Origin of the sequence: Lyngbya aestuarii BL J, from assembly GCF_000478195.2 — a bacterium.
Taxonomy (GTDB): domain Bacteria; phylum Cyanobacteriota; class Cyanobacteriia; order Cyanobacteriales; family Microcoleaceae; genus Capilliphycus; species Capilliphycus aestuarii.
In genome coordinates, this window is the sequence record NZ_AUZM01000014.1 from 59,477 (window position 1) to 74,834 (window position 15,358).

The 15,358-nt window shown below is 41.7% G+C and carries 9 protein-coding genes; 3 read left to right on the forward strand and 6 right to left on the reverse strand.

Annotation, left to right across the window (positions count from 1 at the left end; all coding sequences use genetic code 11):
- Positions 1-116 precede the first annotated feature (116 nt).
- A complete protein-coding gene (locus M595_RS08315) occupies positions 117-491 on the forward strand; it encodes a DUF4870 domain-containing protein (protein ID WP_023065738.1) in 375 nt (124 codons plus the stop codon).
- 26 nt (positions 492-517) lie between these two features.
- Here the strand turns inward: M595_RS08315 and M595_RS08320 are convergent, their stop codons facing one another.
- Positions 518-787, reverse strand: a complete 270-nt coding sequence (locus tag M595_RS08320) for a bestrophin family protein (RefSeq protein ID WP_338041646.1) — start codon at positions 785-787, stop codon at positions 518-520.
- Between the two features lie 184 nt (positions 788-971).
- On the opposite strand from M595_RS08320, the gene M595_RS08325 reads away from it, so the two are divergent.
- Together M595_RS08325 and M595_RS08330 are read left to right on the forward strand one after the other, a co-directional pair.
- Positions 972-2,624 carry a dipeptide ABC transporter ATP-binding protein gene (locus tag M595_RS08325; protein WP_023065693.1) on the forward strand — a complete coding sequence of 551 codons (1,653 nt, stop codon included), beginning with the start codon at positions 972-974 and terminating at the stop codon, positions 2,622-2,624.
- A gap of 338 nt (positions 2,625-2,962) precedes the next feature.
- On the forward strand, positions 2,963-4,675 hold the full coding sequence (locus M595_RS08330; RefSeq protein ID WP_040483798.1) for an ABC transporter ATP-binding protein: 1,713 nt from the start codon (positions 2,963-2,965) through the stop codon (positions 4,673-4,675).
- A gap of 256 nt (positions 4,676-4,931) precedes the next feature.
- Here M595_RS08330 and M595_RS08335 read toward each other — a convergent pair whose 3' ends face one another.
- The 5 genes from M595_RS08335 to M595_RS08355 all read right to left on the reverse strand — a co-directional run bounded on the left by M595_RS08335 (position 4,932) and on the right by M595_RS08355 (position 15,177).
- The gene (locus M595_RS08335; protein ID WP_009782322.1) at positions 4,932-5,399 is read right to left on the reverse strand and encodes a helix-turn-helix domain-containing protein; all 468 of its coding nucleotides are present in this window, start codon (positions 5,397-5,399) and stop codon (positions 4,932-4,934) included.
- A 204-nt stretch (positions 5,400-5,603) separates the two neighbouring features.
- Complete coding sequence (gene purF, locus M595_RS08340) at positions 5,604-7,082, reverse strand: amidophosphoribosyltransferase (protein WP_023065714.1); 1,479 nt, start codon at positions 7,080-7,082, stop codon at positions 5,604-5,606.
- 438 nt (positions 7,083-7,520) lie between these two features.
- On the reverse strand, positions 7,521-8,066 hold the full coding sequence (locus tag M595_RS08345) for a pentapeptide repeat-containing protein (RefSeq protein ID WP_023065740.1): 546 nt from the start codon (positions 8,064-8,066) through the stop codon (positions 7,521-7,523).
- Positions 8,059-8,811 (reverse strand): hypothetical protein, encoded by a 753-nt coding sequence (locus M595_RS32205; RefSeq protein WP_023065721.1) that lies wholly within the window; start codon positions 8,809-8,811, stop codon positions 8,059-8,061. Before M595_RS32205 ends, M595_RS08345 begins: the two co-directional genes overlap by 8 nt.
- Before the next feature lie 66 nt (positions 8,812-8,877).
- Positions 8,878-15,177 (reverse strand): translocation/assembly module TamB domain-containing protein, encoded by a 6,300-nt coding sequence (locus M595_RS08355; protein WP_023065705.1) that lies wholly within the window; start codon positions 15,175-15,177, stop codon positions 8,878-8,880.
- Between the last annotated feature and the right edge of the window lie 181 nt (positions 15,178-15,358).

Consider the following 15,358-nt stretch of genomic DNA (forward strand, 5'->3'; position numbering starts at 1 on the left):
GTCGGACAGGCATCGGAGTTTATTATTCAGATTCCCATTCAACAAGGGAACACTTCCCCAACTTTGTAAGATTCATCCACAAGTTAAGAGTAAACCGAGAATCGGGAGAGTGACTGATGAACGCAGAAGATAAGCGCAGACTGTTATCAGCTTTGTGTCATGGTTCGATTTTTTTTAGTAGTCTTTTAGTTTCGGTGGGAATTCCGTTTGCGATTTTCTTTGCGACTGAGGATTCGGTGGTGAGATCAAATGCTAAGGCAGCTTTAAATTTGCATATCAATATCTATGGTTTTCTGTTCTTCATCTTGGCTTTAGCTGCAATTCCAGTTTTTTGGATTCTTCCTCTGATTTTTTATGCTTTAATAGCAATTCCAGTTTTGCTTTGGGTTTGTTTTATGAGTTTTATTATGCCTATAATTGGGATTGCTTCTGTATTTAATAATCCTAGTAAAGCCTACCGATATCCATGTATATTTCACTTTTTTAAGTAAATTTAATAATGAAATGATAAATTATGCTAGTTTATACTTCGAGAATTTAACGGATTTTCAGGACAGTGAATGCTCGGTTTTATGCAAATAATATCGGCGATATTTCGTTGCATGGTTTGACAAATGGAATCCAACTGTAAATCATTAAGATCGTAACCGAAGGGATTTTCAATTTCCCGACCTATTTCTTCAATACCAAACAAAGTAAAGCTAATCATTCCGACAACAATTCCATTATACCAGAGTAAATCATCGGCTAATTGTAGGGATAAAACAAAACAATAAATTAACAGAATTTGCTTTCTCGAAAGGCAAGTTTAAACCAGTTTTTGTTGCCATTAACCATAGGATAAATTTAGAAAAGAATTGATGACTCTTTAAATCATCTATACTTGATCGACGACTGGCTGATATATTTCGATAGAATAAGGATTTCAGGTCATTCGTCAACAATAAATGAATCTTAACCTCCCATCCCCCATGTTTGATCCTCTTTTTTGCGTCGAACATCTTCGAGTCGCCTACCCGAGTCGCAGCGATACCGTAACTTGGGCGGTGGATGACGTTTCTTTTAGCCTCAAACCCGGAGAAAAGTTGGGACTGGTGGGGGAGTCGGGTTGTGGAAAATCAACGTTAGGGCGGGCGGCGATGCGGTTGCTTCCCTCCTCTACAAAAGTGGAAGGGCGAGTTACATTTGGAGAAAAGTCAGTATTTGAGATGAACCCCAACCAGTTGAGACGGTTTCGGGGTGAAGCGGTGGCGTTGGTATTTCAAGACCCAATGACTCGTCTTGATCCGTTGATGACGATTGGTGAACATTGTATCGAAACATTGAACGCTCATCAACCTCAACTTTCTCGTTCCCAAGCTAAAGAAAAAGCGATTGAAACATTAGAATCTGTGAAAATTCCGGCGAGTCGGTGGTCACAATATCCCCATGAATTTAGTGGAGGAATGCGACAACGGGTCGCCATTGCATTAGCCTTACTTCTTGATCCTAAATTAATTGTAGCAGATGAACCGACGACCAGTTTAGATGTGACAATCTCGGCTCAAATTTTGCAAGAATTAACGCGATTATGTGAAGAACGAGGAACCGCGATTTTATTGATTTCCCATGATTTAGCAATGGTTGGGGAATATTGCGATCGCATGGCGGTGATGTATGCTGGAAAAATGGTCGAAATGAATTTTACAGATCAACTTTTACAACAACCTCAACACGAATATACACGATCCCTTTTGAATGCAGCTTTACATATTCAAGCGGTTGAAGATCCTTCAGAAACTCCTCTAATTTCTGAGAACAAAGCTAAACCCTTATTAAGCGTTAAAAATCTACAACAATATTATAGCTTAGAATCAAATTTAATTCAACAGTTTTTTACCCGCAAACAAACAGCAATTAAGGCGGTTGATGGAGTCAGTTTAGACCTTTATCCCGGTGAAATATTAGGGCTAGTCGGTGAGTCAGGCTGTGGGAAAAGTACCCTCTCTCGAAGTATTTTACAGTTAGTCCGTCCGACGGGCGGAACCGTTGAATTTGCCGGGACAGAATTAACCAATTTATCACTTCCTAAAGTCCGTTCCTATCGCCGTCAAATGCAGATGGTTTTTCAAGATCCCCTCGCTTGTTTAAATCCCATGATGACCATCGGACAGGCAATTTCTGATCCGCTTTTTATTCATAAACTAGCCACACCAGAAGCCGCAAAATCTCAAGTTTTAGCAATGTTAGAACGTGTAGAATTAACCCCTGCATCCGAGTATTCTGAACGTTATCCGGGTGAATTATCCGGCGGACAACAACAGCGGGTTGCCATTGCGAGGGCGTTAATTACTCATCCACAATTAGTCATTTATGATGAACCCGTAAGTATGTTGGATGCCAGTGTTCAATCGCAGGTTTTAGCCTTAATGTTAGACTTGAAACAAGAATTTAATTTAACCTATTTGTTTATTACTCATGATCTTTGGGTGGCGAGATATTTGTGCGATAGAATAGCCGTAATGAATGCCGGAAAAATTGTAGAAATGGGTTCAACAGAAGACATTTTTAAACATCCTCAACATCCTTATACTAAAACTCTTTTAAATGCGGCACCTTTGTTAGCTCGTTCTATTAATTCTTAGTGGTCTTAAATCATCAGAAAAATTTTTAACCTATGACTCCCTTTTCTACCCCTACCAACCTCCCCAATCCCCCCTTAAATCCCCCCTTAAAAAGGGGGGTAGGAGGAGGCTATTAGTTTCTTCTCATCTCAGGAGAGGATAAGGGAGAGGTGAAAATAAGTTCTAAAAAAATGGTATAACAATGAGAGTACATATTTAAGTCTCTGTACAGTTACGCTCAAAAATAATAAGTACAGTTAGGGTTTATTCATCTACCGGAATTTAGAAAAGTGTCTCCTAAATCATCTAAAACCATTCATCCTCTCACTCGCCTATTTCGCTACGCTCATCCTTACCGGATGGAAATTTTCAAAGCGACAATTTGTTCAATTTTAAACAAACTTTTTGATTTAGCACCGCCTGTTTTAATTGGTGCTGCGGTTGATGTTGTGGTTAACCAACAAGACTCATTTATCGCCCAATGGGGAATAGAAAATGTTGTCGGCCAACTCTGGGTATTATCACTGTTGAGTTTAATAATTTGGGGATTAGAATCAAGCTTTGAATACGCCTATGAACTCCTGTGGCGAAACTTAGGTCAAACCATTCAACATGACTTGCGTTTGGATGCTTATAGTCATTTACAAGAGTTAGAATTAGCCTTTTTTGAAGAACGAAGCACCGGGAGTTTGATGTCAATTTTAAATGATGATATCAACCAGTTAGAACGGTTTTTAGACTATGGTGCAAATGTAATTATCCAAGTAATCACAACAGTAATTTTAATCGGAGGTGGATTTTTTATCATCGCCCCGAGTGTGGCTTGGTTTGCCATGTTACCCATGCCTTTTATTATCTGGGGTTCGCTGATTTTTCAAAAACGTCTCGCGCCTCGCTATGCAGGAGTCAGAGAACGAGTGGGGTTTTTAAATGGACAGTTATCGAATAATTTGAGCGGAATTACAACCATTAAAAGTTTTACCGCAGAAGACTATGAAACCGAACGCATTACCGAACAAAGTGAAGCCTATCGCCAGAGTAATAAACAGGCAATCAAACTTTCTTCTGCGTTTGTGCCACTGATTAGAATTTTGATTTTTTTTGGGTTTATTGCAACGTTATTATTGGGGGGAATGCAAGCAATATCTGGACGTTTAGCGGTGGGAACTTATAGCGTTTTAGTGTTTATTACTCAGCGTTTATTATGGCCGTTAACGCGACTGGGAGAAACCTTTGACCAGTATCAACGGGCGATGGCTTCGATTAACCGAGTGATGAATTTACTCGATACACCCATTGAAACCCATCCGGGAGATATTCCCCTTCCGGTTAATCAAGTTAAAGGTGAAATTGATATCAAAAATATTACCTTTGCCTACAATAATCGAGTTAATGTTGTTGAAGATTTATCGCTGAAAATTCCCGCCGGAAAAACGATCGCAATTGTGGGGGCGACAGGTTCGGGAAAAAGTACATTAGTGAAGTTATTATTGCGACTCTATGAAATTCAATCTGGAACAATTACCCTCGATGGGATCGAAATTGATCGGATCAAATTAAGAGATTTACGTCAATCCATTGGTTTAGTGAGTCAGGATGTTTTTCTCTTTCACGGCACCATTGCCGAAAATATTTGTTATGGAACATTTGATGCGAGTTTACCTGAAATTATCGCCGCCGCCCAAGTCGCAGAAGCCGATAATTTTATTCAAACCTTACCGCAAGGATATGATACAATAGTTGGGGAACGAGGACAAAAGTTATCCGGCGGACAACGACAACGAATTGCGATCGCCAGAGCCATATTAAAAAATCCCCCGATATTAATATTAGATGAAGCGACCTCTGCCGTCGATAACGAAACAGAAGCCGCCATTCAGCGATCGCTAGAATATATTACCCAAAATCGGACAACCATTGCGATCGCCCATCGTCTTTCAACGGTTCGGAATGCCGATTGTATTTACGTTATGGATCGGGGAAAATTAGTAGAATGGGGACGACATGAACAATTATTAGAAGCACCAGGAATTTATGCGAGTTTGTGGCGAGTACAATCTGGCTTAAAATAAGGTCATCCCTGATGGATTGATCAAAGTTAAATAGTCATCTCAAAACCTTCAAACCCTGAGAAGATAGATGAACTAATGGTAAAACTCGCAAACAATTTCAAGTGAATTTCAACTCAACTCTAGATATAGAGTAAAGAAAAAACCTGTTTTAAATTCCCACATTTACTCGATAGACGTTTTCTCAGTTGGACAGTCGCAAAGTAGATGCACCAATACAATGTTAAGTGGCTGAAAACCTAATTTGCGGAAATTAGACTCACTCATCATTGTTGGTATTTTTGCGCTGTCTCCAGTTTACTCCCAGTCGCTTGAGATAGTCCCAACCTCTTTGAGGCCAGACGTGTTGGCGACCTGTTTTTTTAGCAATCCATTCAGCCACTTTGGGACCCGACCAGGCACCTCCATCCGGAGCCGGGCCTTGTAATGCCTCCTTGAGTTCCTGTTGCTGTGCCAAGGTTAACAAGGAACGAGCAACAGGCGGTTGGCGATCGCGGCTGCGGTTTCTCACAGAACTTGGGCCTTCGCGGTTATAGCGCCGAATGATTTCCTTAGAATAGTCGTAGTTTAAACCCACAACTTCAGCGGCTCTTTTAATAGTCCAACCGCTGGCAACGAGCTGAAGTAGGTGCCATCGACGAGCTTCGGTGGTATCCCTAGCCTGTCGGTAACGGACTTTCAGGTCTTCAGTCGTAAGGTGGGATTCTAGATGAGCTTTTGGTGGCATCCTCCTCTCGCATCACATCCGGAACGTTGATCGATCTATCCAAGTTCTGCACAGAATTCCGGAGTGAATCCGAGAGTAATAGAAAATTCTTATCAAAGAACAATCATTGATTAGTGGCTTTGGCAAGAGGAGGCGGAGACAGTAGACAGTGATCAGTGATCAGTTCCATCTCCCCCTGCACCCGACCTCTGACTGTAAACAGTCTTAAACCTTTGCAGGTTCCTCTAACATCAATTTTGACCGCTTGATAGGTTCAGGAACATCAATCGGATATTGACCTGTAAAACAAGCCGAACAGAAACTCTGAGGGTCTTCATGGGTAGCTTGCAACATTCCTTCCCAACTCAGATAAGCCAAGGAGTCTACCCCAATATGTTGAGCAATTTCTGCGACTGACTTTTTCGCCGCAATTAATTGATCTTGGTTATCAGTATCAATTCCGTAGAAACAGGGATGAGTCACAGGTGGAGATGAAATTCTCATATGAACTTCGGTTGCACCTGCATCTCGCAACGCTTTGACAATCTTACCGCTTGTGGTTCCTCGCACAATAGAATCATCGACCATAATCACCCGTTTCCCTTGCAAAACATCTTTTAAGGGATTAAGCTTCATGCGAATACCCGCTTCTCGCATTCCCTGAGTCGGTTGGATAAAAGTGCGACCCACATAACGATTTTTGATCAATCCTTCCATATAGGAAATATTAGATTCTTGGGAAAATCCAATCGCCGCCGGAATACCCGAGTCCGGAACACCAATCACCAAATCCGCATCAACACAAGACTCCTTTGCTAAAACCCGACCAATTCGCATTCGATAAGTGTAGAGACTTTCTCCCTCCATCTGGCTATCGGGTCGGGCAAAATAAATCATTTCAAACACACAAAGTTTGCGAGAGGGTTGGGATTGCCACTCAATAGACTGCAATCCATCTTCAGTGATCCAAACGATTTCACCCGGTTTAACTTCTCGTAAAAACTCGGCCCCGATAATATCTAACCCACAGGTTTCAGAAGCCAGAACATATCGAGTGGGATTGGTATCTAAAGTTCCAATAACTAAAGGACGAATACCATGAGGATCGCGTACACCCATTAATCCGGCCGGAGTCCCAATCGTCAAACTAAATGCACCCTCACACATTTTAAAGGCGCTGATACAAGCATCTAACCAATTTTTACCTGAATCTACTTCTGAGGCGATCGCTAAGGCGATTAATTCTGTATCTGTCGTGGTGACAAAACTATATTGGCGTCGGGTAATTTCTTCGCGGAGTTGAGGGGTATTGACGAGATTACCATTATGAGCAACTGCAATTGATCCCAGACGGCTATTGGCAATAGCAGGTTGAGCATTGACAACTCGACTAGAACCCGTGGTAGAATAACGGGTGTGACCGACAGCTAGATTTCCTTTTAACTCACTGAGGATTGATTCATTAAAGACTTGAGACACTAACCCCATGTCTTTATACAAATACAGCTTTTCTGACTCAAAGGTCGCAATTCCTGCTGATTCTTGACCTCGGTGTTGGAGAGCGTACAATCCAAAATAGGTCAGCTTGGCAACATCTTCACCGGGTGCATAGATACCGAAAACACCACAAGCTTCTTCGGGTTTATCGGGGTTTTGAGGAGTGGAGTCGGAGTAGTCGGTCGTCAGCAAATCGTTTGGTATCATGGTTGCGTGGTTGTTTTTAGTGTCAGAATAACCAGGAATTGGGATCTCGTTCAAAGCTGTGCAGTGTTCGATCACAGTCTCTAGCTGTGTCATTATTGCACCCTGATCCCCCATTTCAACAGTAGCGTAAACCACTCTACACGTCATCCGAGATTCCCTCAATATTCGGATGTGATTAACCGAACCCTAATTTCAGTATTTGCAACGATTGTGCTGAGATTTTTGAGTCAGCTAGGAGTCACAGATCGATTTGTAACTCAAGATTAGACTCTATTTTTTAGTCATTGATTCAGTTAGATTAAATTTATTGATAGCTTAAATAAGATTTAAAAAAGTCCTGCATTAATAAAAAATTCTACCAGAAAATCAATATCACTCTCTGGTGCGGCTTCATTGATCATACTCGCTCTCGTGACCTAGCTTAATTTCAACTCAATATTAACGAGAAGTTGGGGCGAAAACACGATCTCTTGAACCCCCATCAAAAATAGCTCCCCGTGCGATCAAATCTTGTTTGAGTTCTTCCGTCATTCCCGGACTATTACTCGTAAAACGTGCATTTCCTACCTGAGCATCACTGAGGTCGGCTTTACTGAGGTAGGCTCCTATGAGGTAGGCTCCTATGAGGTCGGCTCCTATGAGGTAGGCTCCACTGAGGTAGGCTCCACTGAGGTAGGCTCCTATGAGGTAGGCTCCTATGAGGTCAGCTCCACTGAGGTAGGCTCCACTGAGGTAGGCTCCATAGAGCTTGGCTCCACTGAGGTAGGCTCGAGTGAGGTTGGCTCCAGTGAGGTTGGCTCCACTGAGGTCGGCTTCAGCAAAGTTCAAACCCCTTAAATTAGTACCGTGTAAGTCTGCATTAACGAAATCAGTTTGGAGATTCAAATCAGCCAATTTAGCTAATTCCTGAAAATTATCGGTATCTGCATCAATAATTTTCTGTATACTGGCTTCCAGTTCTTGAAGGGATTGATCTTCATTCATAACTTAACTCCACCTGACTGACATAGGGTTGTAATTTAGATTTCAGTAACCAATTAATAATTTTTCGTTCAATAATTGCCAATTTGTTTCGACTAATATTATCCGGCCAGATTCCTTCCGCATCACCGATGTAAATATTTTTCGATACCACTTCAAAGGTTGCTGTCAATTGATGGGAAATATCTGTAATTGTTACCGTCGCCAGCTTCTGTTCGGCGAGTGTTCCCTTTAGTACAGACTCATCTTTATCCGCTTCAAATACCCAAGCTGGAGAAAGTTCATCTCCTTTCGTCGAGACATGATAGACTGTCTTCTGAAACTTTTCTGTTCGTTTTTCTGTATTTTTATAATCTTGTTTTGCACTTAAGTCGGCTTTCTCCCGAGACAGTGAACCGCCAACTTTACTACTTTTTTCGACTCCCCGTTGAGTTTCTACTTCTCGTTCAGTAACTAGCTTCATTGTATCATTTAAACATAGGTAAAACTCAGGAATTATACAATTTGTCAAGTTTAATCTTAGCTCGAAGCCTCGAAGACCATATTTAACTTTTCCGCCGGGTAGTTCCAACCATTCTTCATTAAAGTTTAGGGTTAGATATAAATCCTTTTTTTGGGGGAGTTCGGTCTGTTCCAGTCTGTCAGTTGGTGTATCCTTAAATTCTAAATCCAAATACAGAAAATCGGGACATTTATTATCTTGTTGTTTACGATATATGGGTTCAGTTGAATCATTAACTTGCTGCATGAGTTCTACTTCTAAAATTTTTATTTCCGACTTCTAGAGATCTATTAAACCCAGTATAACCCCGAATTAAAACTGAACTTCATACTCAAACCGAATCTCACTTTCACCCCCCAAACCAGCCGCACCCCGAATTAATAAGTTATCATTCACTCGATAATTGACCCCAAACTGGGTGGGTTGTTCATCTGCTAAAACTTGACTCAGAGAAACCGAAACATTATCCGTAACATCTAAACCGACTTCTATACCCAAACCCAAAGCCGAAGACGCTGTTGAACCCTCACTTTTAGAAATACGGGCTGGATAAAGACGAAATTCTGTTAACCCAGTTGCATCCAAAACATTTTCCTGAATTTGACTAAAAATACCCGCACTGGCAATATTCGCTAAAACTAAGGTACTATCCCCTGTAATGCCTTCAAATGTACTTCCGCCTAATAATGCAATTAACTGGGTTTTTGAACGAGGGGGAGAACTTTTTAATTGAATAATATCATTAATTTGAGAAGCTGGGCCTTTGACCAATGCAGTCACCCGAATTGTTCTAACGGTTCCTAAACTACTCGCAGTTGGGCCTTCGGAAATCTCGGAGGAAAACGCCGAAGTTGGGGCTTGAAAACGAGTCGTTTCTGGCACCCGAGTCACCAGTCGTAAATCTAAAATCGGTTCGAGTCCTTCGGAGGGAACAAAAATCGCCTGTTGAGGATAACCCCGATCTAAAGTAAAACGAGTTGTGTAGAGGTTGAGGGCGCCGCCTGTGAGTTCAATAACGCCACTCGGACGAATATCTTCTAAACTTTCTAAAGTACCACTTAAAGCGATCGTACCTTCTAAAGAAAAGTCAACAATGGGAACACTCAAAAATTCACTCACGGGGGGAGTAACAATCTGAAGATCTTCTGCGAGTGTCAATCTAAAATTATTCAAACTAATCTTAACCGGCCCAGTATCCGGTAGTCCTCCCCCGGCGGCATCCGGAGAAGCAGCAGCAGCAGTCGGTACAATAATAGTCCCGTTTGAGAGGGTAATTCCCCCACCAATTTCAGGTCTTAATGCACTACCATCAATGGCAATCATTCCGGCAGCATCTCCAACGTACAATTCCTCGACACCTACTTGTAAATTCTCCAGTTGAATTCGCAAGGGATTAGTCACATCGGGATCTTCTTCTTCAAAGGGAAAAATAAGAGGTAAAACCCCGGCAACCGTAATATTTCCACTTCCGGCTTCTCCGGTTAATTCTCCTTGAATTCCATTAACGGTAATCCGATCATTAACAAAAATTGCAGTTCCCGATAACCCAACAATTGATTGTTTGAGGCTATCTACACTAATGATTCCCTCTTGAAGTTTTAACAACCCTTGAGGTTCAATCGAAATGCGGGCAATATTCCCATCGGAGTCTTGTTCCAAAATTCCTTGAACACTCAACTCAAGCAACCCTTTTCCCTCAACCCAATCAACTTCAGGATTGAGTAAATCAATAATATTAAAACCTTCATCTTGAAGATTAACTTGTGCTTGGAGTAAATTACTACCTGGCGAAACTTCAGCAAAGGGCAAACGATAGGGAACTTGAGCCTTAATCCGAATCGGATCTTGTTCAGTCAGAAGAATTGTACTTCCTAAAAATAGACGAGCATTATTATAACTAAAACTTCCTCGGGCTTCTCTGATGGGTTCCTGATTAAAAATACCATCAACAACGGTAAATTCTCCTGTGGCTTGTGGATTTACTAAACTCCCAGCGATATTGGCTCGAAAATTCAATTGACCATTAACATCAATATTGGGCAACTCTACAAAATTCTCTAACTCATCTTGGAGTTGTTCTAAGCGAATATTTTTAATCCGAAACTGTCCAGAAGGTTGTTGGGTATCTAACGCAAGCTGTCCCCGAAAATCATAAACCGTTTCATCGCTAGTCAATTGCAAAGGCAACACCCGTATGACGTTATCGCGATCTAAACTAGCATTCAAAATAAACTCACTGGCATCAAACCGCCCCCATGTCCAATCCCCGACATTATTGAGGGCAACTTTGCCGACAACCCCCGATTCTATCGAACCTTGAACTGCAATTTCTCCGCTAAACTTCCCTCTAACAGCTTCTAACGGAGGTAAAGGTTCTTCTTCATCTTTGAGAAGTTGTCGGGCAAACAGGGCTTGAATTTCTTCAAAACGTTGTAATTGTTGAGTCAAAGTTGCATCGGGAGGTAAACCCACAGGAGTTGGAATAACATCGGCTGCGGTTCCATATTCAGGGGTTTTGAGGCCTCGCGCGAGATCACTGAGATTATATAATTCTAAAGCAGATAAGACATCCTGTAACCTACCAGTGGGAATGTCAATTTCTGCTTCAAAGTCGGGGCGAGTTCCAGGAATATTATCCCCAAAGGGAACGGTAACACCTGCTTGTAAATCGGCAATAATTTCGTCTAAGTCAGCACGGGCGGCGATTAAAATTTCCGTTTCTCCGTAGACCAGTTCACCCTCAGTTAACTGAAATCGTCCGTTAGCCAGGCTGATATTGGCGTTGAAGCGTTCTAAATCAATATAACCGAGGGCGGGTTCTTCTACGGCGATCGCTCCTTGTACGCCAATTTGAGTGGGGTCAAGGGTTTCTAACTGGGAAATGGACAGATCAGCGGTGGCAATACCACTAATTGCTCCGAGACCTTGATCGGCTAAGGGTGCTAAACTCAGAATACTGAGGGGAAATTGTTCTAGATTAACGAGTAAATTCTCACCGACTGTTGTCCCTTGTGCGATCGCTTCGTCTTGTCGAATCAGGAAACTTTCGGGTAAATATTGATCGTTGAGAACCAGTTCGATCCGATCTTGAATTCCGGCTAAGGCTAAATTTACCCCACTGTTTAATCCAGCGCTGAGGCTTCCAGCCAGTAGAGGATCAAACTCCAACTCTCGGACAATTAAATTCTCTAGACTTAAGTCCCCGGTGAGTTGTAACGTTGACAGAGATCCGGTTACAGTCCCATCAAAGTTGACTAAACCTGCCAGTAAAGGCGAATCTCCGGCGACTTCGGGGGGAACATTGGCGAGTAACCGTTCTACACCAGGAGACTGCAAATTAAAGTCTGACAAACGCACATCAATGTTGAGGTTTGAGACTTGCGGCACTCCCGTTCCTGAAAATTCTACCGCAACAAATCCATCCGCCCCAAATTGTGGAGATTCAAGTTTTTCAATTTCGACTCGTTCACCATCCCAATTAAATGCTGCTTCTAGGGGTTGTTTGATAATTGGAAGTTCTGTTAATTCTAACTCTCCCATTGCCCGAATAGTTTCGGGTTTGAGTTCGACTAAAGAACCACTTGCACTTAAACGACTATCAAGGATTCCCCGCAATAAAGGCATTGCTTCGGCTTGCGTAATTAACCCTTGTTGTTGTAAGGGTTGTAAAATATCTTGAGTTTGTGACTCGACGAGATCTGAAAATCGATTTAAAGCAATTTGATCAGCATTGATAATCGTTTGCCACCGTCCACTGAGGGCTTGACCTGATAATTTTACCATTCCCCCTGCTTGTCCCAAATCAACAAAACCATCGACATTCGCGGTAATTTGGGCGGGAGTAATATTGGTTAAGTTTCCTGATGCAGTCGCTTGTAGTTGTAATTCGCCATTTCTAAAGTTTAAATCTTGAATTTCCCGATTAATATCTGGGGGTAAATCAGCAAACGGTAAACCGATATCAATTAAAGGTTCAAGGGGAACTTCATCGGTATTAACATTGACTTGAAATTGACCATTGGTTAACTGTCCTCTCGCATCAACTGTTCCCCCAAAATTCCCTAAATTAACCTGACTGTTGAGGGTACCTGTGACTTGATCAACATTGTTTAAACTACCAGAAAATAGGGCTTTTGCTTCTAGACTTCCGTTGCGAAGATCAAGATTTTGGATAGAATTATTGATATCAGGGGATAAGTTAGCAAAGGGTAAACCTAAATCGATTAATGGATTTAACGGAATCGTTGAAGTATCAATCTCTGCTTGAAATAAATCTCCACTTAAACGCCCGGATGCTTTGATAACGCCGCCTGTATTTCCCAGGTTAACTAAGGCTTGGGTTCGGGCGGCGATTTGATCTAAATTATTAATATTTCCTCTAACTGTTCCTTCTGCTTGTACGATGCCGTTTTGAATCTCTAAATTCTGAATTTGGGTTTGAGTATTCCCGGGAATATCGGTTAAGGTAATCCCCGCATCAACAAGGCGAGATAATGGTAAAGGTTCGGTGTCAAAGTTTGCAGAAAATGTACCTTGTCTAATTTGTGCATTGGCATTGATTGAACGTTCTCCTAAGTTGATTTGGAGATCAGTTTCGCCGCGAATTGCAGCCGGATCTATGTTATCTAAATTTGCTAATAAATCTGCCTTTAAATCCAATCGTCCGTCTGATAAATTAATGCTTGAAATATCAGATTTTAAACGGGGTTCTAAGTCAGAAAAAAGTAATCCAATATTAACTAAAGGTTCGAGGGCGACTTGACTAGCGTTAATATTGGCATTCCAGAGTTGTTGTTGGATTTGTTGGGCATTTATTGTGATATTTCCCTCCGCAATTTGAACCGTTGAATTTAGCTTGGTTTGATCTAAATCAGCTTGACCAAAAATTGGAGTGGTTGCTGTGGGTAAGGAAAATTGGGCTTCTCCTTTAAGATTTTCTAAGTTTCCTGAAATATCAGCTTCAGCCGAGACTGAACCCCACCGAAATGGCGAAACAATTCCATAGGATTCGACAATCGAATCTAAGCCCACATTATTAACATCTAAGTTAAATTTAATTTGAGGGTTGAGAGGAAATGCTTCTGTTTCTTTGGGGGTTGAAGTGGGGGGAACCGGAAGTAAAGTTGGGGGTTGAGTTGGGGGTTGAGTAGGAGTTTGTGGCGCAACTTCTGTTTTTTCTTCGGGTTCATTGATCGGTTCAACTACAAGAGTTTTATTATCAATAATCAGTTGTTTTAATCCCTTGAGTTCAACTGTTCCTTCTCCGGTAATATTACCTCCCGTAGCAGGTTGAATTTGCAGGGAATTAACGGTAATAATTGGGTCAGATTGTAATGAAAAATCGTCTTGGATTTGAGCGGTAACGTTTAATTCTGTGCTAAAACTATCGAGATTAACTCGATCAATTTGGGTCGGTGCAGTTGTGTCTATATCGACCGTTAAAATGGGTTTTTGAACTGTTCCCGTTAAACCTACATCGGTTTGTACTTCTCCTGAAACGGGGAAAGGTAAGTTAATGGGTTCTTCAGAGACATTTTCCGCAATATCGAGAAAAGTCGAAAGTTGAGTTGGTTCAATATTGGCGGTGAAATCTAACTGTGTTTTTGCTATATTTAATTGCGGATTAGCTGTTGCGGTTCCGCTTAAATTAACGTTAATATCTCCTAAACCCGTTGTTAATCTTTCAATTTTAGCTTGAGTGTCCGCGAAGCGAAATTGAGCATTAATGGGTTGTATCGGTCTATCGAGATCGGCGACCTCAATTTGAATCCCCTCAAGACTCGCTTTTCCTTCAATCTTTGAAAGTTTTAACGCATCTAATTCTACAAAAATATTAGCATCAACGTTGCCTCTTTGTAAAGCAAAATCTGGAGCTTTAATCAAGCCTGAAAACTGACCAACTGGAATATTATTTAAGCGCAATCTCCCCTCAATATCACTCTCGTCGATATTGCCTTCAGGCAGAAAAGTATTTGCTTGCACATAAAACGATCCCCCCTGCTCAAAACTCCCATTCAAACGACCTTTAATCCGTTGATTGTTTTCAGTAATATCAACAACAGCCCGACTAATATTTAAGGGGATAACTTGAGGTGAACCGGTCGCAACATAGGGCGTTAAAGTAACATTAGCATTCCTCAAACCCACCGCACCAAATTTAACATCAATGGGTGGGTCGCCTTCTAAATTTAATTCCGTTTGAATCCAGTCTCCTTCGGCATCTTCTTCGAGATAAACATCAGCATTAACTAAAGTAATATCAAGATTTAGAGTCGGATTCGTGAAAATAGAGGATAATGAAAACGCCACCTCAACTGCTTCCGTTGTGGCGTTACTGTCGCTCGTGGGGGTAGCCGGCATCACAGAACGACCAAAGCGAAGACTACTGAGTGTGAACCGGTCAACTGGCCCAACGGTTACAGGGCGCTCAATAATACCCTCAACAATACCACCGACCATCGGAGCCAATTGATTGTTAATAAACCAAATGGCAGTGGTTCCCGCAGCAATCGTTGTTACTCCCAGTCCCACACCTCCCCAAATCAAAACACGACGCCAACGGCGACGACGGGGAGAAGTCGATTCAGAGTTCGAGTCGGGAGAGTTTGTCATTTCAAGGGTTGAGGTTGAGGAGTATGGTAATTTAAGCGGGAAAATCTAGTCCACCCAATCCCTGTTTATTTTTACGAGATTCAGCCAGATAATGCAAGTCCCAGGAGTAAGAATCCGCTTAACTAGATTTCAGATAACATCGGGACATTTCGTCAACAAAAGTATAAAAACTTTCTTAAGA

Coding starts and splice junctions, on each gene's coding strand:
- M595_RS08345 (WP_023065740.1), bottom strand. CDS start 8,066: ATGAATGAAGATCAATCCCTTCAAGAACTGGAAGCCAGTATACAGAAA.
- M595_RS08355 (WP_023065705.1), bottom strand. CDS start 15,177: ATGACAAACTCTCCCGACTCGAACTCTGAATCGACTTCTCCCCGTCGT.
- M595_RS08325 (WP_023065693.1), top strand. CDS start 972: ATGTTTGATCCTCTTTTTTGCGTCGAACATCTTCGAGTCGCCTACCCG.
- M595_RS08330 (WP_040483798.1), top strand. CDS start 2,963: ATGGAAATTTTCAAAGCGACAATTTGTTCAATTTTAAACAAACTTTTT.
- M595_RS08315 (WP_023065738.1), top strand. CDS start 117: ATGAACGCAGAAGATAAGCGCAGACTGTTATCAGCTTTGTGTCATGGT.
- M595_RS08335 (WP_009782322.1), bottom strand. CDS start 5,399: ATGCCACCAAAAGCTCATCTAGAATCCCACCTTACGACTGAAGACCTG.
- M595_RS32205 (WP_023065721.1), bottom strand. CDS start 8,811: ATGCAGCAAGTTAATGATTCAACTGAACCCATATATCGTAAACAACAA.
- purF (WP_023065714.1), bottom strand. CDS start 7,082: ATGATACCAAACGATTTGCTGACGACCGACTACTCCGACTCCACTCCT.